This is a genomic window from Gordonibacter massiliensis (ex Traore et al. 2017), assembly GCF_019731765.1.
Taxonomy (GTDB): Bacteria; Actinomycetota; Coriobacteriia; order Coriobacteriales; family Eggerthellaceae; genus Gordonibacter; species Gordonibacter massiliensis.
This window is the reverse complement of sequence record NZ_JAASIO010000001.1, coordinates 539779-565739: the sequence shown is the minus strand read 5'-3', so window position 1 is coordinate 565739 and position 25961 is coordinate 539779. Positions and strand designations below refer to the sequence as shown.

The window sequence follows — 25961 nt, the reverse complement described above, 5'->3', positions numbered from 1 at the left end:
GAGCGAGCGGAGCATTCGACAGCCCGGCGGGCTGTTGCATGCTCAGGATGACAACCCGGCCGGGTGCATGTCGATACTGGTTTGACAGCGGATAGGCGCGTGCGTGCGCAAAAATCACCGACGTCCCCCTTCTTTAATCGCTCTCGAAGCCATACAGCGCGGAGAAGCTTATCCGCTAAATCTGTTTCCCCAGGTCGTAGCATTTTCAAAAGGAACAAGCTTTGGCGAAAAGGCTTCGCATAGGGGGACATCGGTGATTTTTGTGCAACACGCACGTTCGCGGACGTCCTTTCCAACCGCCAAGCCGCATTCGCGCCAGCCGCCACGAGACTGCTCATAGCACGTCCTTGCTGGCCGCAGCCCGCCCGCACACGATCTTCAGGTTTCCGTTTCGGCACCTCAGCTCGTCGATCATGCGCTTCTCCAGCCCCGGCTCTTTCATGCGCACCGCGTACTCCAGCTGGAACAGGCTGCCCATGTTCGTGGTCTGCACCTCCACCAGCTCGTGCTCGTCGGCGTAGCGCGCCAGCACGTCGTCGAACACGCCGTCGTACTCCAGATCCTCGGGGATGGTTATCTTCAGCGTCTTCTCCGGCTCCTTCTGTTTGCCGAAGGGCGACAGCACGTAGCCCACGTTCACCACGGCCACGATGACGGTGAACAGCGCCGCCAGCGCGATGAAGCCCATGCCCGTGGCCAGGCCGATGGCCATGGCCAGAAACACGCTGCCGATGTCCTTGGCGCTGCCGGGGATGGAGCGGAAGCGCACGAGGTTGAACACGCCCATGACCGCGATGCCCGCGCCCAGGTTGCCGTTCACCAGCGTGATGACCATCTGCACGATGAGCGGCAGCAGCGCCAGCGTGACCACGAAGTTCTTGGAGTAGGTGTGGCGGAACATGTAGATGGCTGCCACGGCCGCGCCCAGCACGATGGACGCGAGGCAGCACAGCAGGAAGTCCACGGTGGACACGCCCGCCACGAGCGATTCAGCCGATCCGAAAACAGACGTCAAAGCAGTATCAAGCACAACGGTTTCCCTTCTTCATAGCATGGTTGGGGGCACGAAACCGGCGATGGCGGTTGTCGCGGGCGCCTGCGGACAGGCACTCGCCCGCTTCTTCGAGCGCGCTGTGGGCCGCACGGGGAACCGGATGCGCCGAATTCGCCGCATATGCCGGGGCCGAAGCCGGACGCGTCGAATGCCGCGAAGCCGAGGTGTGAACCCGCGAGGCTTCGTCGACCGCAGCCCTCTCCCCGTCGAACCGCGCCTCAACGCCGGCCGACGCGCTCTTGCGTTCCTCGGCTGCGCAGGCGCGGTAAGCCTCGCCGTACTTGGAGAAGGACGACGGGTACGCACGGCACGCGGCAAGCGCCTGCGCGAACCACCGGGGAAACGGGCCGGAGGATTTCACCTCCATGATCACCTCGCCCTCGTCCAGCAACGGCTGGGGCGCGGCCGACGGACACGGCGCGAACTGGTCGCGGTACGCGATGTCGGCATCGAACGTGACGCGCAGCCCGTTCGCCTCGTAGCCCAGCTCGGGCGCGTCGAGGGAAACGTAGGCCGTGCGCTTGCACGCCACGAGCATGGACGCACGCAGGGGGCGATGCTGCAGCATGAACCGGTCGATCTCGCAGGCGATCTGCAAGCTGCGGGGCGCAAGCGATTCGGCGACCATGACCGGGTCGGGCAGCGGATGCTGCGCGCACGCCATGCCGTAGGGCATGCCGCCCAGGTAGGCGCGCGCCGCCGCGTACGACATGCCCACGCGCCGCTTGTACACGATGCCGTCGTACTTCTTCTTGATCTCCACGAACACGCGGTCGCTCTCGCTGGGCATGCCGTAGCTGCGCAGCCGCAGCTTCTCCTTGTACAGCGGCTTTTCCAGAGAGCGGTCGATGAGCGCGCGCTCGGGCGTGTCGAAGTACAGGCTGACGACGTCCGTGCGGCCGAATTCGTCGGGGACCATGGTCCCGGCGAGGGCGGCGAGCATCGCGCGGTGCTGACGTGCGGACAGGCGGTATTTGATCTCTTTTCGTTCGAATACGTCAGTGAAGGTGGGCATGGGCGCGGTTCCTTTCTCTCGCGGTCGTTCGCGGGGCCGCGCTGCGTGCGGTGCGGGCGGGCGTCGAAGGGAGTGGGAGAGGTCTAGGCCGCCTTCCGCCGCCGCACGGGCACGGCCCCGTGAACGATCTTCAGGTGGAAGCGGACGCGCCGGGCGACCTCGCTTCCAACCCGTGGCCTTGCATCCTAGCCCTGCACCCTGAAAGTTCCCTGAAAGGCGGCCGGCCGCCTTGCCCCTTCAGGCTAATTTCAGGCAAACCGGTACAATGGGGTGAGGAACGCGCGACGAAAGGCAGATGCCATGCAGATCCTCGTGGTGGAGGACGACGTGCGCCTGGCCCAGGCGCTCGGACATATTCTCGAGGAGAACGGCTACGGCGTGGACGTGGTGCACGACGGGGCCACTGGGCGCGACTGGGCGGCCTCGGGGCTCTACGACGTGGTCATACTCGACGTCATGCTGCCGAAGATGGACGGCTTCGCCGTGGTGGCCGAGCTGCGGCGCGCCGGCGTGAGCACGCCCGTGCTGCTGCTCACGGCCCGCGACGCCGTGCCCGACAAGATCACGGGACTGGACAGCGGCGCGGACGACTACATGACCAAGCCGTTCTCCCCTGCCGAGCTGCTGGCGCACCTGCGCGCGCTCACGCGCCGCCAGGGCGAGGTGGTGTTCGAAACGCTCGCCGCCGGCGACCTGTCGCTCAACCTTGAGAGCTTCGACCTTGCCTGCGGCGCGAAGTCCATCCATCTGAGCTTCAAGGAGTTCTCGCTCGCGCGCGTGCTCATGGCGAACCCCGGCCAGGTGGTGTCGAAGGACCTGCTCATCGAGAAGGTGTGGGGCATCGAGTCCAGCGCGGAGGACAACAACGTGGAGGCGTACGTGTCGTTCCTGCGCAAGAAGCTCGCGTTCCTGGGATCATCCTGCCGCATCGAGACCCTGCGGAAGGCGGGGTACCGCTTCGCCGTGAATTCAACCGACGCCGGCGGCGCGTCCGGCGGACCGAGCGCGTCGAGCACATCGGAACATGCGCGGGGGAACGCCGCGACAGGCGATACGGCAGGTGTGCCGAACGTCGCAGCGGAGACGAGGCCCACCGAAGACGCGCGCGGGAGCGCCCCATGCTGAAGAAGCTGCGGTGCAAGTTCATCGCCCTCAACATGACCATGGTCGCGGCCGTGCTGGCCGTGGTGTTCACGGCCATCTGCGTCATCAACTACCAACAGTCGATCGGCGACGTGTACGCCGCCCTGAACGCGGCCATCGAGCACGATTCCAAAACCAAGGAACCCCTTGCCAACATCGCTCCACCCGATGGGACGGTTTGGAAGGGCGCGCCGGCGGGCGGCGCGGACGACGAGCCAGATCTGGAAGGCTCGGCCGTAGAGCGCGCCCGCGACGGCGAGGGGAACGCGCCGTTCGAGATCGGCGGCAAGAAGCAGGACGGCCGGTTCATTCCCGTAGCCGTGTACCAGGTGGGCGGGGACGGAGCGCTCGAGGCCGTGTCGGATGCCGGCACCGCCTCGCTGGCCGACGACGTGCTGGAACAGGCGGGGGCGGCCCTGGCCGAACGCGGCGACGGGTCGGGCCTGCTCGACGGCGTGGGGCTCTACTACGTGAAACGCACGAACGACTCCGGCACATTCCTCGCCTTCGCCGACAAGAGCTCGGGCGACGGCTGGCAGACGCTCGCTTGGACGCTGGCCGGCGTGGGCGTGGCGGCGCTGCTGGTGTTCCTGGTGATAAGCCTGTTCTTCTCGCGTTGGGCGCTTCGGCCGGTGGAAGCGGCCTGGACGCAGCAGAAGCGCTTCGTGGCCGACGCGTCGCACGAGTTGAAAACGCCGCTCACCGTGATCTTGGCGAACAGCTCCATCGTGCTGGAGCATCCCGAGCGCTCCGTGGCCAGCCAAAGCCAGTGGGTCGAGAGCACGCAGACCGAGGCGGAGCGCATGCAGCAGCTGGTGGGCGACTTGCTGCTGCTGGCCAAGCTGGACGAGGGAGACGGCGCGAACGCAGGCCCCTCGCCCGCACGCGAGCGCATCGACCTGGCCGACTTGGTGGAGGGCGACCTGCTGCAGTTCGAGTCCGTGGCCTTCGAGCGCGGCGTGGGCCTGGAATCGTCCGTCGAGCCCGGCGTGCAGGTGCGCGGCGACGCGTCGCGCCTGCACCGGCTCACCACCACGCTTATCGACAACGCCTGCAAGTACGCCGACGACGGAGGGCGCGTGGACGTGACGCTGCGGAAGGCGACCCGGAAAGCCGAGCTGGTCGTGCACAACACCGGGCCCGCCATCGCGGACGACGACCTGCCCCACGTGTTCGACCGCTTCTACCGCGCCGACAAGGCCCGCACCCGCGACGAGGGCGGTTACGGCCTGGGGCTCGCCATAGCCCGAGCGGTGGCCGAAGAGCACGGCGGCACCATCGCCGTGACGAGCGACGCCGAGCACGGCACCGCGTTCACCGTCACGCTGCCGCTGGCGGACTAACCTCTCTACGGGCGGCGGACTCTGGCGACGTGGGCCAGGACTTGCTCGATGTTGCGTTCGATGCCTTGGCGGATGGCTTCCGTGCGGCCGGGCGGCATGAGGGGGTTCTGGTCGAGTATGGCCTTCGCCTCTTCCGCGAACCCGTCCAAGGCCCGCTCGTCGAACCATTCGTAGCGGTCGACGAGAACGAGCTGCTTGCCCGGCTCCATCCCGTTCGGGCGAAACGGCTTGGTGCGATAGGCGAAGTCCTCCGGCTTGTCGAGGGTCTTCGCGCTGCACCACAGGCACGTTCCCGTATCGTAGATAGGCGCCATGCGCTTGTACTTCAGCGTTTTCGCGTCGCGGATGATGCCGAAGTTGCAGAAATGGCGGTCGTTGTTCGCCAGCAGGTAGTCGCAGGTGAACATCTTCGACAGGAACGTCTGGGGATCCTCGATGCCCAGCTCGCGCAAACGCTGCACCACCAGGTGAAGCTCGCGGCTCGGCGTGCTCAGGGTGCTCATGGCGCCCAGCATGCGCAGCCGCGCGAGGGCGAAGGCGAGGGGGTTCATGCCGGCCGGTTTCCGCCTGCTGCGGATGAGATCGTAGAGCGGAATGAGCTCCTCGTCCTTGCCGAGCAGGCACCGCGATGCGCAGTAGGTGCCCATCTCGTCGCGGTAGAGCGAGTAGCTCACGTAGTCGTCTTCCTGCAGAAGGCGCTGATGGAGCCTGGTTGCCACCACCTCGTTGTACGGAACCTGGTTGAAGCGCTGCCCGCCCGCCTTCATGAACAGCCGCCGACCGTGGGAGATGACCCACTTCTTGCGCTGCTCGACGTCGTGGACCGACAGGCTGCGCGCCAGGCAGCTGGAGCCGCGCGCGTCGACGTGCATGGGCACGAGCTGAAGGTCCTCGCTGAAATCGTTGTCGAAGAAGTTGATCTCATGCCAGTTCTGCGGGTTCGCCTCGTCGTTGACCCAATAGCAGTCGGAAAGGCAGAGGCAGAACGACTTCTCCGACAGCGTCATGGTGCTGTGGATGCCGGGATCGCCCGCGAGCGAGCGCAGGTGATGGCGGGAAGCCAAGATGCCCCGCTCGTGCCACCAGCGGTTCAGCTTGAACGCGCTCACCCGGCCCAGCACGTCGACGATGGCGATGGGGGCGTGCGCCGCGCAGGGAACCGAAAGCACCTTCGACACCTCGTGCGCGTCGAGGTCGTAGGCGAACCGGACCGTCTCGACGTCCCGGTGCATGAGGATGTAGGTCGCCTCAGCCATGGGACGCCTTCACGCACCGGTCGATGTGCCAGCGCACGGCACGGCGGACGAAGTCGACGCGCCCCGCGAGGGCGGGATTGGCGGAGAGGATGTCCGCCGCCTCGTCCTCGAACCCCCTGAGGGCGGACGGGTCGAACCACGACCAGTCGCGCACGAGGCGCAGCTGCCGCGACGCGTCTGTGTGGAAGGGCTTCGCCGTGAACGAGTAGTCGTCGGTGGCCAGGTGCTCCGACGTCACCTTCGACCACAGGCTGTTGCCCGTGTCGAACAGCGGGGCGGTGCGGCAGGCGCCCGTCTCCACGTCGCGCACGAGGCCGAAGTTGCGCCAATGCCGGTCGCGGTTGCCCAGGATGTCGTCGCACACGATCATCTTGGCCAGGGCCTCCTCCGCGTTCGCCACGCCCAGGTTCGCGCAGCAATCGAGGTAGCGGCGGTAGTCGCTGCGCGGGGACGGATGGCGCACGAGGCGGCGCACGTAGTAGGCGGGGACGTACTCCTCCGTCGACGACACGAAGTTCTCGCAGGCGCACACGGCGCGTTCACCCGCGCCGCGCAAGGTGTAGGGAACGTACTCGCCCTCTGGAAGCAGGCGACGGTACAGGGCCGTGGCCACCGCTTCGTTGTAGGGCTCCTGGTTCAGCCGCCCGCCGGCCTTGAGGAGCACGCCCCTGCCGCGCTCGCACACCCAGCGCTTGGGAAGCTCCCCGTCGGTCGTGTTGTCGGGCGAGCGTCCCCCCACCTCGTCCAACCAGGAAGCGGCGTCCGAGGACGGGAAGCCGTGGTAGAAGAAGTTGATGTCCTCCCATTGCACCGGGGACCTGAAGGGCTTGATCCAGTACTGGTCGGATAGCGACAGGCCCCAGCTTCGAAACGGTATCTGGGAAGGAGTCCTGAGGTCGAGCTGTTCCAGCTTGACGTCGATGTCTTCGCGGATGGTGGGAATAGCCCGGTAGTTCCACCAGAAGGCGAGGAGCTTCGTCGACACCTTCTTCCCGTTCGACGACACCATGCCGAGCGGCGCCCGACCGGGGTCGACGATGCGGTTCTGGTCGTAGAACAACCCGGTGGCGTCGTTGTAGCAGAACTGGAAAACCTCGTGGGTGCGGTTCATGAGCGTGAAGGCATGCATGCCCTCGTCACGGACGAGGGCCTTGGAGGAGCGGTCCGCCTCTTTGCGGGGTGTCGAATCGAATGCCACCGGTGCCGCGTCCACCCCTCTTTCTGCCGGGAATCCCTTCGGGAAGCATTGTAGCGGAACGAGAGAAGGACAGCCGCGCGATGCGGAAAACAGCGCGCGGACGAGAAGAGGTGCCCCGGATACCCCGTAGGGGCGCTCTCCAGAGCGCCCTTTCGCGCGAAGCGCGAAAACTGCCGCCCAGGTTGGCGTAGTAAGTCAGCGAGGCCCGCCCTCGTGCCCGAGATCGTGGGGATCGCGCGGACGACGCGTACTTCGGTACGCGAGTCCGCGGGATCGCCGCGAGGTCGGGTGCGAGGGCGGGCCGCAGCGTCGGCGGGTTCCGGCGGCCGGCAGGCCGACGGAACCGCAAACGCGAAGCTTCCGGGATCGTGCGAAGATCGGGTGCGAGGGGGCTTCGCAGCGTCGGCGGGTTCCGGCGGCCGTAGGCCGCCGGAACCTACACGTAGAACAGCATGTCGTTGTATGTGGGGACGGGCCAGTGGTCGCGGTCGGTGACGATCTCCATTTGGTCGACGGCGGCGCGCAGCTTGTCCATGATGGGCAGGATGGTGTGGGCGTTCATGTTGGCCTGCTCCTGCTCGTCTTCGAGCGCGACGCAGGCGTGGTGGTTCTCGTCGAGGGCGATCAGCTGCTCGTTGATCTCCTTGATGCCGGCCAGCAGCTTCTTCAGCAAGTCCTCCTGCTGGCCCATGTCGGCACCGGCGGAAGCGGCCTTGACGGTGGTGATGTTGCTGGCCACCTCGGCGGCGTAGTCGTTGATGGCGGGCAGGTAGGCGCGGCGCACCATGCGCTTCATCGTGCGGGCCTCGATGTTGACGAGCTTGTTGTACTTCTCGAGCTTCACCTCGTAGCGGCTGCGCACCTCGGGCTCGGACAGCACGCCGAACTCCTCGAACAGCGCGATGCTCTTCGGGTCGACGAAGCAGGGCAGCGCGTCGGCTGTGGTGCGATGGTTCGCCAGCCCGCGGCGCTCCGCCTCCACCGGCCATTCGTCGGAATAGCCGTTGCCGTTGAAGATGATGCGCTGGTGCTTGGTGAGCATGTCCTTGATGTAGGCGATTGCGGCGGCCTCGAACTCCTCGCCCGCCTTGCCCTCCATGGCGTCGGCGAATTCCTTCAGGCTCTTCGCCATGGCCGTGTTCAGAATCATGTTGCAGTCTGACAGGTTCACGGCCGAGCCCGGCATGCGGAACTCGAACTTGTTGCCCGTGAACGCGAACGGCGAAGTGCGGTTGCGGTCGGTGTTGTCGCGCAGGAAGTTCGGCAGCACGGACACGCCCAGGTCCATGGCCACCTTCTCGGCGGACGTGTACTCGTGGTCGTCGATGAGCGCGTCCACGATGGCGCCCAGCTCGTCGCCCAGGAACATGGATATGATGGCCGGCGGCGCCTCGTTGGCGCCCAAGCGGTGGTCGTTGCCAGCAGTGGCTACAGACATGCGCAGCAGCTCCTGGTAGTCGTCGACCGCTTGGATCACGCCCGTGAGGAACACGAGGAAACGCAGGTTGTCCATGGGGCTCTCGCCCGGCTCCAGCAGATTCGTCTTGCCGGTGGAGATGGACCAGTTGTTATGCTTGCCGGAGCCGTTGATGCCCTCGAACGGCTTCTCGTGCTGCAGGCACACCAGACCGTAGTGGCTGGCCAGCAAGCGCATCTTTTCCATGGTGAGCAGGTTCTCGTCGATGCCGCGGTTGCTGTTGGCGAAGATGGGCGCCAGCTCGTGCTGCGCGGGGGCCACCTCGTTGTGCTTCGTCTTGGCGGACACGCCCAGCTTCCACAGCTCGTCGTCGAGCTCCTTCATGAACTCGTTCACCGTGGGGCGGATGGCGCCGAAGTAGTGCTCCTCGAGCTCCTGGCCTTTGCACGGCGCGTAGCCGAACAGCGTGCGGCCCGTCATGATGAGGTCCTGGCGCTGCGCGTAGTCCTTCTCGGAGATGAGGAAATACTCCTGCTCGGCGCCCACGGTGGTCGTCACGCGCAGGGGCTTCTCGCCGAACAGCGCTAGCACGCGCTTGGCCTGCTCGTCGATGGCGCTCATGGAGCGCAGCAGCGGCGTTTTCTTGTCCAGCGCCTCGCCGGTGTAGGAGCAGAAGGCGGTGGGGATGCACAGCACCTCGTCTTTGATGAACGCGTAGGAAGTGGGGTCCCATGCGGTGTAGCCGCGGGCCTCGAACGTGGCGCGCAGGCCGCCGGAGGGGAAGCTGGACGCGTCGGGCTCGCCCTGGATGAGCTCCTTGCCGGAGAAGCTCATGATGGCGCGACCGTCGCCGCAGGGATCGAGGAAGCTGTCGTGCTTCTCCGACGTGATGCCGGTGAGCGGCTGGAACCAGTGCGTGTAGTGGGTGGCGCCCTTCTCGATGGCCCATTCCTTCATGGCGTGCGCCACGACGTTGGCCACTTCGATGTCGAGCGGCTTGCCTTCTTTGATGGTCTTGAGCAGGCTCTTGTACGTTGCAGAGGGCAGGCGCTCCTGCATCGTGTGCTCGTTGAACACCATAGAACCGTAGATCTCCGATACTTTCGCCATAGGGCTTTGCTCCTCACTCATCGCCTGCATGCGGTGCTCCCCGACCTCATGGCCTGCCGCTCGCCCGTGATTCGTTCATAACATGCGATACGATAGCATGACGCCGCTTGAAACACATGGTCAACTTCCTCTCATCAAACTAACGGCGAATTGTTTCGGAGAGTTTTCGGCCAAGAGAACTGTTTGTTGCGGCGAAGCGGAAACCGACTGCGGGGCTCCACCGGCCTATCCCCGGAATCGCCCCCTCCCGCGTTACACTGTCGGCCCAAAAACCGGGTATTTTGCTTCGAAAACGCGTTTTTGGGCCGACAGTGTGCCCCTGCTTCACGCGGAAGGTGCTGCATCAAAAGCCACATTTCGACGCTCTTGTAGGGCAAGGGCTCTGCCCTTGCCGCTCAACCAGCAACGTTTCCGCAAGTCGACGGCAAGGACAGAGCCCTTGCCCTACGGTTCGACCAGCACGGGCATGCCTCGCCGGTCCTTTTGATACAGCCCCTTCCGGCAACAGGTTACGGATCATGCGCCTACCCCTCCGAGACGTCGAGGCGTTTCGCCCGCAGCCTGATTTTCACGCTGCGTTTTCACCTTTGACCATGGCTTATATCAAATACTTGCGGTATGATAATAGCTACGTTCAAGAATAATACTGGAGAGGGGATACCATCATGAGCAAGCGGGCATGGACGATACTGGCGGCGGTGGGACTCGTTGCTATGCTGGCGATAGTGGCTGTATCGGCGTTCATGGGAGGCTGCTCGAAGCCGGTGGAGACGGCAGCGGGCGGAACCGTGCCCATGAAGTGCCATTGGACGTTCGTGGCGACCACGTTCGTGGGCATCATCGGCGCGGTGACGTCGCTGCTCGCGCTGGCCGGATCCACGAAGGAGGGGCGTCGCTTCGCCGCCATCGCCTCCATCGCCACGGCCGTCGTGGCCGTGCTGCTCACCACCCCCGCCGGCATCGGCCTATGCGGTAGCGCCGACATGCACTGCCACCAAACGGCCCTCTTTCTGTGGGTGGCCGCCGGCGCGGCCATCGTAGTGGGCATCGTGCAGCTGGCGAAGGCCGACCCGAAAGCCGCCGAGCTACCGAAGATGCAGCTGTAGCGGAATACGCGGCAGCCTTCGCCGCCCCGTCTCGCGCTGTCTCCGGGAAAGCGATTTCCAAGGGGATGTTTTCGCCCGAAAAACACGCTCCGTGCGCTGAGGCGTGTTTTTCGGGCGAAAACGTGCGTGCGCGGTGAGCGCCGCGCCGCCGCCTCGCGTCTCGCAGGCTCCGCGCCCGCCCCGTCTCACTTCCTGCGGCGCTTCAGGATGGGAAGGCACGCGAACGCGATGACGGGAATCATGATGGCCAGCACCGCGCCGAAGTCGAAGCTGGCCGTGGTGCCCAGCTCGTCGATGATGACGCCGCCCAGCGTGGGCCCGAAAGCCAGGCCGCAGATGCTGCCCGAGTTCAGCCAGGTGATGGCCTCCGTCAGGCGCTCCCCCGGCACCATCTGCTCGCACGCGCCGTTCGCCGTGATGAGGAAGGGCGCGTAGAACAGCGCCGCCACCGTGGAAACCACGAACAGCGCCTCGATGGAGTCGATGAACACCATGGCTCCGTAAGCGCATCCCACGAGCGTGCCCGTCAACACCAGCTGCGCGTACTGGGGCAGGGCCAGGCGGACCATGCCGAACACGAGCCCGGAGGCGATGGACACGCACGCCGCCACGATGAGGATGAAACTGGCGGCGGAGGGATTGCCAACGTCCTCGGCGAGCGCGACCGTGGCCGTGTCGAACACCCCGTAGAACGCCCCCAGGAAGAACATGAGCGCGAACAGGATGCGCACGGTGGACGACGTGACGATGATGCTCTTGCGACGAGGGCCCTCGCTCGCCTCGGCCACCCATCCGGCCTGGGGCTCGGTCGAACGCGAAAGGGAGAGCACGCACGCGCCCACGACGAAGCAAACCCCGCCTCCCAGCATGCCCGCCGCCGGGAACAGCGCCGCCGCCAGCGCGATGGAGGCGGCGGGGCCGATCATGAACGCGATGTCGTCGATGACGCCCTCGTAGGAGAACACCGTCTTCAGCGTGGGAGCATCGCTTCCCAACCGGCCCGTGCGCACGAGGTAGGTCCACCGTGCGCGCGTGAGGGCTTGCGCATTCGGGATGAAGCCCATGAGCAGGGCAGCAACGTAGCAGAGCGCCGTCGGCCCGCCGAAGCTCACCGTGGCGAGCATGAGCGCGAGGCCCGCAAGCGCGATGGCCGCCGCCCAGGGAACCACGGCGTGCTGCCCCTTTTCGTCGACGAGCTTCGAAACGCGCGGCGAGATGAAGAACGTGGCCAACGCGATGGTCGAGGAGATGGTGCCCGCCGTGAAGAACGAGTACCCGGCCAGCGTGAGCATGGATATGGACCCGATGGTGGCCATGTAGGCGTAGATGCGCATGAGGAACCCGCCTGCGTCGAACGCGTAGGCCTCCCTCACCCGCAGAACCGCGCGGTACACGCCCCGATCGAAACCCTTTGCCAACCCCCGCTTCCAGCCCTTCTACCCCTCGACGAACGTCCTGCCCTCCAAATGCATGACGCGCGTGGCGCGCGACGCCAACTCTCGGTCATGCGTGGCGAACAACAGGATACCACCGTTGCGCGTCCGCTCGAACAACGTGTCGGCCACGCTGGAGGAGCTCGCGGCGTCGAGATCGTTCGTGGGCTCGTCAGAGTTCGACGATTCCGTTTTCGAAAGCGTAGCGCACGAGTTCGGAGCGCTTCTCCAACCCGAGTTTCGTCAACAACCTGCTCTTGTACGTTTCCACCGTCTTCTCGCTTATGAACAGCGATTCTCCGATCTCGCGCTGCGTGTACCCTAGGGCGAGGTAGCGTAAAACCTCTTTCTCCCTCGCGCTCAAAACGCCGGGATTGGCCCCGGCCCCCTCTTCGCTTTCGGAAGAGTCTTCGAACAGCAGAGCCGCAAGCGTCGGATAGATGTACTTTCGACCGTCGAGAATCGCGTTCACCGCCGTGATGAGCTCTTCGTCGATCGCCTGCTTGGTAACGTAACCGTCAGCCCCCGCCTTGAGAGCCGCCTTCAAGTACGCCTCGTCTTCGTACATAGTGACCATGAGAATGCCCACGTCCGCATCGAACGCGCGGATGGCCTCCGCCACCTCGATGCCGTCCATGTCGGGCATGTTGATATCGAGCACGACGAGATCGACTCCCCCCGAAGCCTCGCGCACAAGCCTCACGGCTTCCTTCCCACACGAAGCTTCGCCTGCTATCTCGATTCCGCGGTTCTTCTCCAAGATCATCTTCAATCCCGAACGGAAGAGCGCATGGTCGTCCGCCAAAATGAGCTTATACGCCATGGCCGGCCTCCTTTCTCAAAGGCACTTTCGCGATGATCGTGGTTCCACCGCCAGGAGACGACTCTATGTCAAGCGTGCCTCCGAGAATCGAAACGCGCTCATCCATGCCGAGTAGGCCCAGGTGCTCTCCCGGCCGAAGCCTCGTCACCGCTTCGACGTCGAAGCCGACTCCGTCGTCTTCGACTACAACGGAAACGAAAGCGGCGTTCACCACGAGCATAATGCCGACCTCGCGTGCCTGTGCGTATTTGACGACGTTGGTGACCGCCTCTTGCACAAGCCGGTATATGGTGATCTCGACATCGGGCGGCAGCGACGCAACGTCGCCTCGAACCACGAGGTCCACCGAAAACTCATGGTGCCCCTCGATCTCTTCGACATAGCGCTCCAACGAAACCTGGAGGCCGAACTTGTCCAGCACGCTTGGCCGAAGATTCCAAGCCAGCTGGTTGATGTCCTTGAGCGCCTGGTCGATAAGCGCCTTGAGCGCCGCCGCGTGTCGCTCTTGCGCTGCGGTGGGAAGCCCCTCACCCCTCAGGCTTTGCAGCTCGATCAGCATGGCGGTGAGCGAATGGCTTGTCTCGTCGTGAAGCTCGCGGGCGATCCGCTTCCTCTCGTCTTCCTGCGCGTTTATGACCTTCTGAAGCAGCAAGCCCAACGTTCGCTCCTTGTCGGCCAGCTTGTCGACGTAGTCGTTGCGCTCGGCTTCGGACACCTGCAAATCATCGAGCATGCGGTTGAAAGACTCGGCAAGCTTGCCGATCTCGTCGTGGTTGTATTCGTGGGCCCGTTCGCCCAGCTCGCCTTTGGATACGCGCTCCGTGAGACTTACCAGGTCCTTCACCGGTTTCAACGTCATTTTCACGATAGCGTAGGCAACGACCATCGCAACGGCGAGAACGAGTCCGACTATGACGAGAAGCTGAGATCGGACGTCGGCCGTAAACGAGCCGACCGATTCGTAACCCATCCCCACCCGCACTTCCGCACCGCCTTCTTTGAAGACCGGCGCGGCGTTGTCCATGATCTTTCCTGCATCGGTATCCAGCGCCTTCGAACTCTCGCGTTGCGATCCGCCCTCCTCGACCGAGGCGTTTGCCGCCAACAGTTCGTCGCTGATAGCAAGCGTTTTTTCGGAACTAACGATGACTTCGCCGTTCTCTCCCACGACGAACAGGTACTTCACGTCCTCGTTGTTCTTGACGGTATCGTCAACAAGCGCGTTGAGGGCGTAAATGTTGTTGGTGAGGAGCGGATCGACGCTTCTCGAGGCGACGTACGTCGCCAAAGCCCGCGCCCTGCTCTCCACCTGGAGGGAAAGCGAGGTCGAAAGAGCCGATTGCATCCAAGCGAACGAGCAAGCCGCCACGGCCACGACAACGGCAGCGATAAGGCCGAACATCTTCACTTGGAGCGGCGCGTTTCGAACGGCGCCCGTTATCGAGTTGGCCATGAAGCCCCTATCCTCGCATCTGTCGCTCGGTGCCCGATTCGTCCAAAACGCTTTCACCGACCGCTTGAAGCGCCTCGCGGATGACATCGTAATTGGCGTCCTCCGGTTCCTCGAAACGATCGTAGCCGAGCCCCTCGAGAATCGCCCTTCCTTGATCGTCGTCAGTCATATCCAGCAGAACACGCTGGAACGCCTCTCTGAGGCCGTCGTCGGCCCGAGCCGAAGCGACGACGGGCGGCATGCCCGCCGCAGGTCCCTTGTAAACGACGTTGACATTTCCCACCAAGTCCGATTGGGCTGCGGCAAGCTCCTCGTAGACAAGGCTGTCGACGGATGCGGCGTCGACTATGCCGAGATGAACCGCATGCACCGAGGAATCGTGGCTATAGGTGTAGAAAACCTCGCGGAAGTAGTCTTCGTCCGCGCCTACTTGATCGTGAAGAAGTTTGAGCATGGACAACCGACCCGTGTAGGACAGGGGATCGGTGAAGGCGAACGTCTTGCCCTCCAAATCTTCGAGCATATTGCAGCCACTGTCCGACCGGCAGATAAGGTACGAGCGGTAGAAACTGCTTCCGCCGATGACGGGCGCGGCAATGCCGGCAAGCGTGCCCTCGTCGAGGCCCATGACGTACGAAAGCGAGCAGATAAAGCCGAAATCGACTTCTCCCGTACCGAGCAGATCGTTCACCTCTTGGTAGGTCTGCCTTCTAACCACCTCGATCCTTCGTCCTATCTTCTCTTCGAGGTACTTGACGAGATTCTGGTATTTGTAGAACGACTCCTGGGGAGAGACCAAGGCGGCGAAAGCGACTTTCACAACCCCGTCTTCGCTGCCGGGCGCCATCGCCTCGCGGTCCTCCCGCTCGGCGAACAGGGGGATCGGTTCGGACTCGCGAGAAGCGGAGCCGGTACACGATGCGAGAACAGCGCCTCCGGACAGGAGCAGCATTCCGAGAAAACATCTTCTATCGATCATGCGAGAGCCTCCCTTGTCGCCTCCAACCCCCCCCTCCGGCCGATTATAGCAACCTGCCCGAATGCCCACCTGAGGCTGGAGGCTGCGCGGAAACTACACGAACGCCGCGAATCGGCGCGGCCGGCACCGACGCCGCAGCGACCGCCTCCACTGCCCACAGCACTACACGGGCAGGCATTCCAAGCCCAGCGCGGCGAAGCATTGGAAATAGCGCGTGGCGGCCCCCTCCTTCATGAGCGCGAACAAGCGCGGCGTCCAGCTGAGCACGTATTCCTCCGCGAACCGGTTCAAGTGGTCGATAGAGCCCTCCTCCCCACCCCGCATCGCGCGAAACGCAAGGTAGTAGAGAAATTCGAGAAGATAGCCTATATGGTCGGCAGGCCGCTTCTCGTCTGCGGACAAATCCAGCCCGCTCGCTCGATAGCTTCGCGCGATGCGTCGGGTCACTTCGCCCTCCACGCGATCGCCGGCCTCGAGATGCAGCGAGGCGTAGGGCGGAGCGAGCATCTGGAGGGGACCGATGAAAAGCCTTGCGTGGTCGACCTTCAGCGAAACGAGGTCGTCTCGCTCGAGCGATGCCGCCATGCCGTCCAGCAGCTGGACGGCATGGCGGTCGACACGGTAGAGCTCCCGCAGATTCCCGATAATCGAAAGGAGGGAGGGATCGGGGCTGTCGAAGAGGAACGACAGCAGCCTGAGGGTTTCCGCTTGCGCGGCCAGCTCTTCGTTGTTCCGAGAAAAGGGCATGGCGTCGACTCCCCTAGAAACCCCGCACGTAATGCACGGCCGGATGCGTGCCGGCTTCCGGCTTGAGCACGTGGCTTTCGTAGCGGGCGAGCAGCTGGGAGGCTTGGCTTTGCGGGTCGTCCAAATCGCCGAACACGCGCGCCTGCGCGGGGCAGACCTCTGCGCAGTACGGTGCGAGGCCGACCTTCACGCGATGGTCGCACATCGTGCATTTTTCCACGGTGCCGACCTCCCTCACGCCGGGATACGTCGCCGCGCGATCTTTGTTGTAATACGGCACCGTCAAGCCCGTCTTGTCCTGCTGCTCTTTCGCCGTCGAGGTGCAGCCGGGAATGATGGCCTCGTCGTCGTCCCACGAGCGTGGAACGTCCTTGCGATTGAAGTTGACCGCGCTGTAAGGGCACGCCATCATGCAGCTCTTGCAGCCGATGCAGCGGCTCGCGTCATGCAGCGTGAGCCCGCTCTCGTCTTTGTGCATGGCGCTGGTCGGGCAGACGCGCACGCACTCCGCATCCGCGCAATGATTGCACATCGTGGGCGTGTACTCGTGTCGCACGTGGGGGAACACCCCGGACTCCTCGATAAGGTGATGGGACCAGAACATGCCGGTGTCGACGTTGTTCTCTTTCTTGCAGGCGATCTGGCACGCGCCGCATCCCACGCATTTATGCAGGTCGATCACCATTCCATAGCGCGTCATCGCTTACGCCTCCTCCACTTTCTCGATCTTCACGCGGGCGAGCCCGCCGTGCCGCGTCGTCGACGAGCTGATGCGCTCGAAGTTCGACGGGATGATCTCGTTGTTGTTGCCCCCGCGCGGAACCTTGGCCGCATAGTCCTTCGTCGCGATCTTGCCGTAGGCCCAATGCCCTTGGCCGTAGCACTTGACCACGACGCCGGGCCGCGTGCCCTCCCATGCCTTCGCATGCACGACGATCGACCCTTGCACCGACGTCACGCGAACGGCGTCGCCCGTCTCGATGCCCAGCTTCTCGCAATCGACCGGATTGATCTTGAGCACGTCGTCCCACGGCTCGTCGCCCGGGTCGACGTCCTTGAACTCCTGGTACCACGAGGTGTTCGCCGTGCGGCCTTCGCGATTGAGGCGCGAGCGGTGCTCGCTGAAAACGAACGGGTACTCGCTCTCGTCGCCTTCGCGATACGCCTCCTCGTAATGGGGGACGAACGCCGCCTCGCCGCGCGCTTGGTAGTTCAGCTCTTTCATAAGCTCGTCAACCGTCTTTCCGAACCCGGCGGCGTGCTCCTCCAGTATGCCCTTGAGCGTTTCGCTGTAGAACTCGTACTTGCCCGTCTTCGTACCGAAGTCGTCCCAGTGCTCGCGGTAGCCCTGTTTCTTGCTGTTCCAGATGCCCTTTTCAACGAAGTCGTCCCAACCTGCGAGCTCGTCGCCGCCCTTCTTGTCGGACGCGGGATCCCACAACGGCTTCGTCATGATCTTCGTGGCGAAAAGCGACAGGTCCTTGCCGCTTTGCGGCGCCGCGTCGGTCTCGGGGTCGTGGAAGCACTCCCGGTAGTAGTCGAGCACGTTCGGGAATCCCTTGTCGGCGAGCTTCTCCGCGATGAGCCACGATATCTCGGTCTCGTCGGTCAAGGTGTCCCACAAGGGCTCCACCACTGGCTGCTCGAGCGCCGTGTACGAATGGAGGTCTTGCTTGTTCGTCACCGAGCCCCAGCGTTCGAACATCTGATGGCGCGCCGGCAGCACGATGTCGGCGAACTGCGACATCTCGGCGGGGTTCAACGTGATGTGCACGAAGAAGGGCAACTTGGCCAGGGCCTCTTCCCAACGCTGAGCGCCCGTGCACGAATACACCCAGTTGTTCCAGTACGAGATCACCATCTTGATATCGTACGGCTCTCCCTCGTTCAGACAGTCCGCTATGCGGTTCGTGATAACCTGGTCGTGCAGCTTTCCCTTGGCGACCGCCGGGAAGTCGAACGTGCCTCGCTGGTCGAAGTACGGCTGCTTCACGCCAGCCAGCGCGATTTCATCCTGGTAGGGCTTGATGTCCGGCAGCTTGCCGGCGGGCACGGACGGTGCCCGGTTCGGGCCGCCCACGTTCTCCACCGACCCGACGAGCCCGTTGAGCGCGTTGGTGGCCATGGCCATGTACGCGCCCCTCACCTGCATGGCCACACCGGGCGACATCCACGACGTTGCGTTGGGAGCCGCAGAGGCAAAACCCCGGGCCACGCGGTATATCTGCTCGGCCGGAATGCCGCAGAGCGGTTCGGCCCATTCGGGCGTCTTGTCGAAGAGCTCGATGTTCCACCATTTCACCAAGCCGTTCGTGCGGTTTTCCGCAAAAAGCCCCTCGTCGACCTTGCTGCCTGCAACGAAGCGGTTCTCGCCGTCGGAGAAGTCGCCGACAAAGTCCTTGTTCCATCTTCCTTCGACCAAGATGACATGGGCAATGGCCGATGCGAGCGCGCCGTCCTGCCCGGGAATCACCGGAAGCCACTCTTCGCCCTTCGCGGCCGTCACGGACAAACGCGGATCGACCACGGCCACCGTCGCGTTGTCCGTCATATCGCCGAAATGGTTGCTGATGTTCGCGATCTGGCGGTTCGAGGCGATGGGATCGGTGCCCCACATGATGAAGTAGCGCGTGTTCACCACGTCGTAGTCGCGATAGTCCCAATAGCCCTCCGTCACGCCGGCGCCCAGTTTCTCGGCCTCCGCGCAGATCGTCGAGTGTGCGAAGCAGTTGCGGCTGCCGTAGATTTGGGGAAGCGCCTTGAAGAACACGTCCGAGTTGTTCGTGGAGCGCCCTTTGAGGAACATGAACTTGTGGGTCTCCCCGGTAGCCCGCAGCTCCATGAGCTTGTCGGCTATAGCCTCGGTTGCCTCGTCCCAGCTGATGGGCACAAAACCAGGATCCTCGTCGCGGCCCTTCTTCGGGTTCGTGCGCTTCATGGGGCCTTTGAGCCTATCGGGGTCGTACAGCTGTTGGATGGCAAGATGGGGGCGCGGACAGATGAAGCCGCGGTTCGCCTTCGAGTTCGGATTCCCTTTTACTTTGACGACGCGCCCGTCTTCCACATACACCTGCACGGCGCACCACGATGTGCATCCCTGACAGGCCGAGGAAACCCACGTGCCGCCTTCTTCGGCTTTCGGCTCCTCCTTCGTCGTCGTTTCTGCGAACGCCCGGAGGGTCGGCCCTGCCAACGCGGTTGCTGCTGCGGTCGCCGCCGTCGCCTGGACGAAGCCGCGGCGCGTAATCCCGTTTTTCATAGTACGCAACTCCTTTCCAAGGTGCGGTTAGCCGATGAATATCTGGGCGGTCGACGTCAAGACGAATTTCAGCGCGAAGCTGCCCGCCACGGCGCAGACTGCTGTCGCCACTACGAGAGACGTGTTCCAAACCGAGGGTTTCGCAAGGGCGATAACCGACAGCGCGAGCGGAGCAATGGCGCCCACGCCGAGCGCGCACAACCACCAGACCATGCCGGACTGCTGCATCATGATGTTGTAGCAGTAGACGGCATCGGCACCGGCGGGGGCAACGGTGAAACCGAACGCGAGCATGAGCACGGCAACGGCAATCGACGCGGCGACGAGGAATCGGGCAGTGCCCGCAGGCAGAATCGAGCCGGTGAACCGATCGATAGCGATCGCCGCTGCGCCACCGGCAAGCAGGGACGACGCCATGAACAAGGGCGTGATAAGCGCATCGGCCCAAAGGCCCCTCCCGACGGAGTTGAGCACGAGGCCGTGATAGACGAGCACCAGAGAGGCCAGCCCAACGCCGACAGCCCCCACAACCTTGAACGCCACACTGCCTTGCACGCTGTCCTTCAACGCGAACAGCATGACGCAGAGCGCGGCGTCAATGAGCAGGAACGCCATCTGCAGCGTGCCGCCCCATGAGGTGATGGACGTTACGTTGAACCCTGTCACCGTCGACATGATGCCGAACGGCCGACCAAGTTCGCTTACCAGGCACAACGCTCCCAGCCCGACCAGAACCAACGAGGCTATCGAACCTACTTTGAGTATCGGAAGGCGCTCTTCGCCTTTCCCCCACACTCCGAAAGCCAGAAACAGGAAGATGCCGATGCCGGCTCCCCCTAAGAACAGATCCAAAAGGATCCTTACGTCCCATAGACTGGAATAATCCATATTCCTCCCCTTTCGCATCGCCAGGAAACGCTGGTTACATCATGCGAAATTCGAGAAGGCCTGGGTATCATCGAAACTCTGATTCTCTGTCAGAGTTTCCCTTACGCGCGCGAAGCAAGTGCAAAGTTACCCTTGGTTTCGGAGCGAAAATCACGGTAGGGTACCGCAGCGGCTCCTGTGCATCGGAGGAACGATTGCGTTTCCCCTGATCGCGTTTTCTTGCTTTCCCACGACAGGCACGAAGAGCCCTTCAAGAGGCGCTTTGCAGCCGAAAAGCGGTACCCAACCGTGATTTTTGACCCGAAAATGGCCTTCTTCACGCGCCGGCCCCACGTTTTCTCGATGCGGAACCCGCAGCCGCTTCTCTGAACAGATTTCCAAGGAAACGCCCCTCCCGTTCGTTAAGCCTGCGAAAGCGATAAGGCCTTTCTTGCAAGAAAGCCGCAACTGCCGTGCAAAGCACACGGTCGACCAAAAGGGGCCCGCGTTGCTGCGGGCCCCTTCAACGACATACTATGCTTGCGCGCCTACCCCTCCGTCGCCAGGGTCGGCAGCTCCTCTATCGCGAGCGTTACCGTGGTGCCGCGGTCGACCTTCGTGCCGGCCACGATGCTCTGGGCCACCACCGCGCCGCTGTCGGCACCCGTGAACGCGCATTTCAAACCGGCGTTCGAGCACACGGCTTCCGCCTGCTCGACGGACAGCGTCATGAAGTTGGGCATGGCCACCTGCTCCTTCGGAGCAGGCGCGGCGCCCTTCGAGATGGAGAGCGTCACCGTGGTGCCCTTCACGCACTGGATCTTCGGGTTGGGGTTCTGCCCGATCACGTTGCCGGCGGCCACCGACGAGCTGTACATCTCAACAATGTCGACGTTGAACGAAGCGCTCGTCAGCGTTTTGATGGCCGCGTCCTTCGCCATGTTCGCCACGTTCGGCACGGCTACGACCTCCTTGCCCAGCGCCGCCACGAAGCTCACCGCCGTGCCTTCCTCGACCTTCGTGTCGGGGGCGACGGACTGCTTGAATATCTTGCCGGGCTCCACACCGTCGGCGTACACCGGGTCTTCGGCCTTCGACACGAGCTTGGCCTTCGCAAGGGCGTCTTCGGCCTGCGTTTGCGTCATGCCCACAAGGTTCGGCACGGCCACCTGCGCGGGCGTTTTCTTCACGCCCTTCGACACCACGTAGTCGATCGTCGAACCGGGCTTCGCCTCGGTGCCCGAGCCTGGCTTCTGGCTCACCACCATGCCGATGGCCACCTTGTCGCTCTCCTCCTCGGTGACGGTGCCCACCTTGAAGCCGGCGTCGGCGATGACGCGGGCCGCATCGTCCTTCGTCATACCCACCACGTTCGGTGGCGTCTTCGTATCCTCGGCCTTTTTCTCGGTTTCCTGCTTGCCGCCCTGGTTCTGGTCGCTGCCGCAGCTGCATCCTACGAGGCCGACCAGCAGCCCGCACGCGAGCAGCGCCGCGCATGCCGCAGCGAGCCAACCGCGCTTCGGCGAGTGCATCGCCTTGTTTACCGCCAGCATGTTCGCCCTCCTCTATCGTTCGAGAACTCCTTGAACGCGGACTATACGCCTCCATGCACATCAAAATACCTCCGCGGACGCAAGACCGGCACAGCACGCGACTGGGCGCGAACGATGTCGGATGCGCACGGGGCTGACATGCATGGAGCCGGACGCGCGCAGGAATAAATCCGCACGGGGCTGGACGCGAGCGGAAAACAAACGCGCACGATGCCGCTTCGCCCGCAAAACGGGCTATCGCGGGATCGTCACGGTCACACGGCACCCTTCGCCGGGCCGGCTGCGCAGCGACACGGAGCCGCCGCACAACGACCGCACGCGAAACGCCACGTTCGACAGCCCGATATGACTGCGGACCGGATCGAGGCGCGCAGCGAAGTCTTGGGGCGCATCGGCGATGTCGGGCGCATCCAAAGCGCGCTCGAACCCCATTCCGTTGTCGCTCACACACACCAAAAAGCATCCTTCGCCGGAACGCGTCGACACCGTCACCGTCCCGTCTTGCGCGCGATTGCGCAAACCGTGCCGAACGGCGTTCTCCACCAGCGGTTGCACAGTGAGCGCCGGCAACAGGAATTGTTCTTCCTCCACATCGAACTCAACGTCGATATGCGGAAAACGGAGCTGCTCAATGGCCACGTAATGGCGAAGGTGCTCCAACTCGCGCGCGAACGGGATGGGCCGGTCATTCGTGAGCGAGTCCATGTTGCCGCGCAGATAGCGTGCGAAATCGTCCACTGTGCGCGCCGCGAGCGGCGGATCCTCGGTGCAGAGGTATTGGATGGTGGCGAGCGCGTTGTACAGGAAGTGGGGCTGTATCTGCGAAAGCGCGATGGCCACGCGCGACTGGACGAGCTCCTGCTCGGCGCGGCGAGCCCGCTCGGCAAGCTCGACCTGCTTGCGTGCGTATGCATACAGAGCCACGAAGCGGAAGGCCGCCGACACCGCGATGCCCGCCGTCAACGCGAACCCCGTCGACACGCCCCACACAAGGAACGAAAGCGCCTCGAACAGCGATCCCACCGTGCATGGCAGCACGACAACGGCCGCTTCCCGCATCTCCCGATTGCTTGACCGAACAGCGCGGAACGCGAACGCGCCCACCACGGCGACCTCAGCCGTCACGAACAACGTTACGATGAGTATGTTCGCGTCGAACAGCGAGCAAACCCCGGCGACACGCAACGCTATCGCCGTCGCCTCGACGGCCGCCATCGCGGCGAGCACGACCCGGGCGAACCTCCGCAACGTGCCGGCCGATCGTTGGATCACGTATCCGACGAGAGCGAGCGGCATCGCATCTTGCGCCAGCAGGCTAACGGTAGCCGTGAACTGCGGATGGGGAATGAACAGCGTGACATAGTCGAAGCAGAAGAATATCCACACGCCGCCCAACAGCACGTAGACGGCGAACAGCATGCCGCCCCGCTCTTTGGGCACGCCGACGAGATGTCCCAGGCTCGCCACCAAAAGCAGCACGACGCCGGCGCACAGCACGGCCGCACCGCACGCGAGCATCGGGAAGAACAGCTGCGTCATGGCCCTGCGCAGGGAGTCCGCATCACCGGCGTTCAGCGTGCGGAACGTGAGCTCGTAATCCCCGAGCGAGCTCCACCGCGAGGCGCTGCGCAGCTCCACTTCCACCTGGTCGCCTTCGGTTATGCCGGGAGACGTGAAGCCCACCCAACCCAGCATGGGCTCGCTGGCCGGGTCCGTACCGCTGCGGCCGTCGAACGAGAACGCCTCCATCCCGTTCACTCGGATGACGCACGACGTGCTGCTCAAGCGCAGGTTCACGCGCTCGCCTTCCGGCACGGCATGGGACAGCCGGCCGCACACCGTCACCGACTGCACCCCCACGAGCGCGGCTTCGAACGAGGGGCCGTCGACTGGTCGCCACTCCCCGTCGCCGATGCGGTACGTCCCGTCTATCGAGAGCATGGTCACCTCGCCCACGGTGCCGTCGAACGCCGGATTGCCGGCATCGCCGCGCCACGAGCCCGCGAGGGCCGCTATCGATTCCACGACCACAAGCGACACCAAAACGGCTATCGCGCGCGCGAGCGCATCGTCGCGTTTCGCCGCGACGGCCGATGGACGATGCGGCTCGTCCTGCGCTTGTGCCCCTCGCTTTTCCAGATCCGCACCCCTCGCCATCCAACCCGCCCGGCACGATGCGCCGCTTGGTGGGCCTATCCGTCATGCAGGCGCAAGGCGCCCGATAGCAAGTGCATTCTACGGAGCGGAACACAGCAAACCCGCACCAACCGCGTCCGACAAAGAGGCAGAAAAAGAAAATAGCCCGCCTCCTTTCGGAAGCGGGCTGAAGAGCCGAGCGATTGCCTTGTTCGGCTTAGCGCTTGCTGAACTGCGGGCGCTTGCGGGCCTTCTTCAGGCCGTACTTCTTGCGCTCCACCATACGGGCGTCACGCGTGAGGTAACCGGCCTTCTTCAGCTCGGCGCGGTAGTCGCCAGCCGCGAGCAGCGCGCGGGCGATGCCGTGGCGCAGAGCGCCGGACTGACCCGAGATGCCGCCGCCGTCGATGCGGGCGATGACGTCGAAGTGGTCCATCGTGTCGGTCACCTTGAACGGCGTCTTGGCGTAGTCCACCAGAGCCTGGCGGCCGAAGTACTGCAGAGCCTCGCGGCCGTTGACCGTAACCTTGCCGGTGCCGGGAACGAGACGCACGCGAGCGACGGCGTTCTTACGACGGCCGGTGCCGTAGTACAAAGCTTCACCTGCCATTGTTTAACCCTCCATCTTAATCTCGCGGGGCTGCTGAGCCATGTGCGGATGTTCCGCACCAACGTAGACCTTGAGCTTCTTGCCCATGGCGCGACCCAGCGTGTTCTTCGGCAGCATGCCCTTCACGGCATGCTCGATCACGCGCTCGGGGTGCTTGGCCATGGCCTCGTTGAAGGTCTCGGACTTCAAGCCGCCGGGGAAACCGCTGTGGCGGTAGTAACGCTTGTCGTCGGCCTTGTTGCCCGTCACGCGGATCTTGTCCGCGTTGATGATGACGACGAAGTCGCCGGTGTCGACATGCGGGGTGTACTGCGGCTTGTGCTTGCCCTTGAGGATTTGCGCGGCCTTCACGGCGACGCGGCCCAGAACCTGGTCCGTGGCGTCGATCAAGACCCATTCGCGCTCAACTTCGTTGGGCTTCGCGTAATACGTCTTCACTTCTGCTTCCTCCAATAATCTTGCATTCCGCCGTGCGCGCGCAAACGCGCCCGCCGGGATTACCGCTCTCCACGCGTCCGGGCGATTCCCCTCGAGGTCGAGCCTCATCGGTTGGCGTCCATGGTGCGGAAACGGCGCGTCGGTTTTCAAAAGTGCAGGTGAGACGGACGTCAGGTTCCTACGCTGACACGCGACGTAAGGCCTGGACTCCTTTGTCTGCGTTTCCGTTTTCGCTGCATGCACGGGGCTTTTGAAAGCGAACCTTTGCATTGTATGCCGGGAAAGTTCACAAAGTCAACGAATTTCCCCCACGATGCGCGCGATCTGCAGAAGTTTTGCGCATGCGATGCGCGACCGAAACCAGGTCGGCCCCGCGTGGTGCTTGCGGGGCCGATGGGAGGGAAGGGTTGTTGGAAGGGAAACGCCGGCGGCGCTACGCTGCCGAGGTTGCATTCGTGGCGTGCGGGGTGATGACGATGCTGGGGCCGGTGGTGTCCTCGGGAAGGCCGAGGGTGGTCACCGCATCGCCGTACTTCGCGCGCAAGTCGTCGAGCTCGCCGAACTCGAGCGCGTTGAACGGGCAGGCCGCCACGCACACCGGCAGCTCTCCCGCCGCCACGCGATCGGCGCAGAGGTCGCACTTCGTCATCTTGCCGGCCACCTCGTCGTACTGGGGCGCGCCGTACGGGCACGCCTGCTCGCAGTACTTGCAGCCGATGCAGAGCTCGCCGTCGTACGTGACGATGCCGGTTTTCTCGTCCTTGGCGATGGCGCCCGCCGGGCACACGCCCAGGCAGGCGGGGCGCTCGCAGTGATTGCATGACATGGACGTGTAGAACGCGAACGCATCGTGCACGTAACCGCTCCCGGCGGCCGAGAACGCGCCGCCCTCCGTCTCGAACACGTGGCGGAACAGCCGCGCGTCGTCGAGGTTCTTCTCGTCTTTGCAGGCCATCTGGCAGGCATGGCAGCCCGTGCACAGATCTTGGCGCATATGGAATCCGTATTGGGTCATGGCTCG

The 25961-nt window shown here is 63.9% G+C and carries 21 protein-coding genes; 3 read left to right on the top strand and 18 right to left on the bottom strand.

What is annotated here, in order from left to right; genetic code table 11:
• Positions 1–334: 334 nt before the first annotated feature.
• On the bottom strand, positions 335–1030 hold the full coding sequence (locus HCH03_RS02355) for a DUF4956 domain-containing protein (RefSeq protein WP_221688195.1): 696 nt from the start codon (positions 1028–1030) through the stop codon (positions 335–337).
• A complete protein-coding gene (locus HCH03_RS02350; RefSeq protein ID WP_221688194.1) occupies positions 1023–2069 on the bottom strand; it encodes a polyphosphate polymerase domain-containing protein in 1047 nt (348 codons plus the stop codon). Before HCH03_RS02350 ends, HCH03_RS02355 begins: the two co-directional genes overlap by 8 nt.
• A gap of 300 nt (positions 2070–2369) precedes the next feature.
• On the opposite strand from HCH03_RS02350, the gene HCH03_RS02345 reads away from it, so the two are divergent.
• A complete protein-coding gene (locus HCH03_RS02345; RefSeq protein WP_221688193.1) occupies positions 2370–3194 on the top strand; it encodes a response regulator transcription factor in 825 nt (274 codons plus the stop codon).
• Positions 3188–4555, top strand: coding sequence for a sensor histidine kinase (locus HCH03_RS02340; RefSeq protein WP_221688192.1), 1368 nt, complete (start codon positions 3188–3190; stop codon positions 4553–4555). Before HCH03_RS02345 ends, HCH03_RS02340 begins: the two co-directional genes overlap by 7 nt.
• 5 nt (positions 4556–4560) lie before the next feature.
• Here HCH03_RS02340 and HCH03_RS02335 read toward each other — a convergent pair whose 3' ends face one another.
• From HCH03_RS02335 to HCH03_RS02325, 3 genes are all read right to left on the bottom strand, one after another.
• Positions 4561–5811 (bottom strand): hypothetical protein, encoded by a 1251-nt coding sequence (locus HCH03_RS02335; RefSeq protein WP_221688191.1) that lies wholly within the window; start codon positions 5809–5811, stop codon positions 4561–4563.
• Complete coding sequence (locus HCH03_RS02330) at positions 5804–7009, bottom strand: DNA-binding protein (protein WP_221688190.1); 1206 nt, start codon at positions 7007–7009, stop codon at positions 5804–5806. The genes HCH03_RS02335 and HCH03_RS02330 overlap by 8 nt, the downstream gene beginning before the upstream one ends.
• A 436-nt stretch (positions 7010–7445) precedes the next feature.
• Entirely contained in the window at positions 7446–9536 is a 2091-nt protein-coding gene (locus tag HCH03_RS02325; RefSeq protein ID WP_185904135.1) for a glutamine synthetase III family protein, read from the bottom strand.
• Between the two features lie 665 nt (positions 9537–10201).
• Here HCH03_RS02325 and HCH03_RS02320 point away from each other — a divergent pair.
• Positions 10202–10642 carry a DUF4418 family protein gene (locus HCH03_RS02320; protein WP_221688189.1) on the top strand — a complete coding sequence of 147 codons (441 nt, stop codon included), beginning with the start codon at positions 10202–10204 and terminating at the stop codon, positions 10640–10642.
• A gap of 185 nt (positions 10643–10827) precedes the next feature.
• Here HCH03_RS02320 and HCH03_RS02315 read toward each other — a convergent pair whose 3' ends face one another.
• From HCH03_RS02315 to HCH03_RS02255, 13 genes are all read right to left on the bottom strand, one after another.
• Positions 10828–12060 carry an MFS transporter gene (locus HCH03_RS02315; RefSeq protein ID WP_221688188.1) on the bottom strand — a complete coding sequence of 411 codons (1233 nt, stop codon included), beginning with the start codon at positions 12058–12060 and terminating at the stop codon, positions 10828–10830.
• A 187-nt stretch (positions 12061–12247) separates the two neighbouring features.
• Positions 12248–12898 (bottom strand): response regulator transcription factor, encoded by a 651-nt coding sequence (locus HCH03_RS02310; protein WP_185904132.1) that lies wholly within the window; start codon positions 12896–12898, stop codon positions 12248–12250.
• Positions 12888–14351 carry an ATP-binding protein gene (locus HCH03_RS02305; protein ID WP_221688187.1) on the bottom strand — a complete coding sequence of 488 codons (1464 nt, stop codon included), beginning with the start codon at positions 14349–14351 and terminating at the stop codon, positions 12888–12890. Before HCH03_RS02305 ends, HCH03_RS02310 begins: the two co-directional genes overlap by 11 nt.
• Positions 14352–14358: 7 nt before the next feature.
• Positions 14359–15330: a substrate-binding domain-containing protein gene (locus HCH03_RS02300; protein ID WP_221688186.1), complete on the bottom strand. Its 972-nt coding sequence runs from the start codon at positions 15328–15330 to the stop codon at positions 14359–14361.
• Between the two features lie 162 nt (positions 15331–15492).
• Positions 15493–16077 (bottom strand): TorD/DmsD family molecular chaperone, encoded by a 585-nt coding sequence (locus HCH03_RS02295; RefSeq protein ID WP_221688185.1) that lies wholly within the window; start codon positions 16075–16077, stop codon positions 15493–15495.
• Between the two features lie 13 nt (positions 16078–16090).
• A complete protein-coding gene (locus HCH03_RS02290; RefSeq protein ID WP_221688184.1) occupies positions 16091–16777 on the bottom strand; it encodes a 4Fe-4S dicluster domain-containing protein in 687 nt (228 codons plus the stop codon).
• 3 nt (positions 16778–16780) lie between these two features.
• Positions 16781–19336 carry a molybdopterin-dependent oxidoreductase gene (locus HCH03_RS02285; RefSeq protein ID WP_221688183.1) on the bottom strand — a complete coding sequence of 852 codons (2556 nt, stop codon included), beginning with the start codon at positions 19334–19336 and terminating at the stop codon, positions 16781–16783.
• Positions 19337–19363: 27 nt separating this feature from the next.
• Positions 19364–20224 (bottom strand): NrfD/PsrC family molybdoenzyme membrane anchor subunit, encoded by an 861-nt coding sequence (nrfD, locus tag HCH03_RS02280; RefSeq protein ID WP_221688182.1) that lies wholly within the window; start codon positions 20222–20224, stop codon positions 19364–19366.
• Positions 20225–20751: 527 nt separating this feature from the next.
• Positions 20752–21756 (bottom strand): PASTA domain-containing protein, encoded by a 1005-nt coding sequence (locus tag HCH03_RS02275; protein ID WP_221688181.1) that lies wholly within the window; start codon positions 21754–21756, stop codon positions 20752–20754.
• A gap of 234 nt (positions 21757–21990) precedes the next feature.
• A complete protein-coding gene (locus tag HCH03_RS02270) occupies positions 21991–23913 on the bottom strand; it encodes a sensor histidine kinase (RefSeq protein ID WP_221688180.1) in 1923 nt (640 codons plus the stop codon).
• Between the two features lie 196 nt (positions 23914–24109).
• Complete coding sequence (gene rpsI, locus HCH03_RS02265) at positions 24110–24502, bottom strand: 30S ribosomal protein S9 (protein ID WP_185904123.1); 393 nt, start codon at positions 24500–24502, stop codon at positions 24110–24112.
• A 3-nt stretch (positions 24503–24505) separates the two neighbouring features.
• Positions 24506–24940: a 50S ribosomal protein L13 gene (gene rplM, locus HCH03_RS02260; RefSeq protein ID WP_185904122.1), complete on the bottom strand. Its 435-nt coding sequence runs from the start codon at positions 24938–24940 to the stop codon at positions 24506–24508.
• A 433-nt stretch (positions 24941–25373) separates the two neighbouring features.
• Positions 25374–25955 (bottom strand): DMSO/selenate family reductase complex B subunit, encoded by a 582-nt coding sequence (locus tag HCH03_RS02255; RefSeq protein ID WP_080144305.1) that lies wholly within the window; start codon positions 25953–25955, stop codon positions 25374–25376.
• Between the last annotated feature and the right edge of the window lie 6 nt (positions 25956–25961).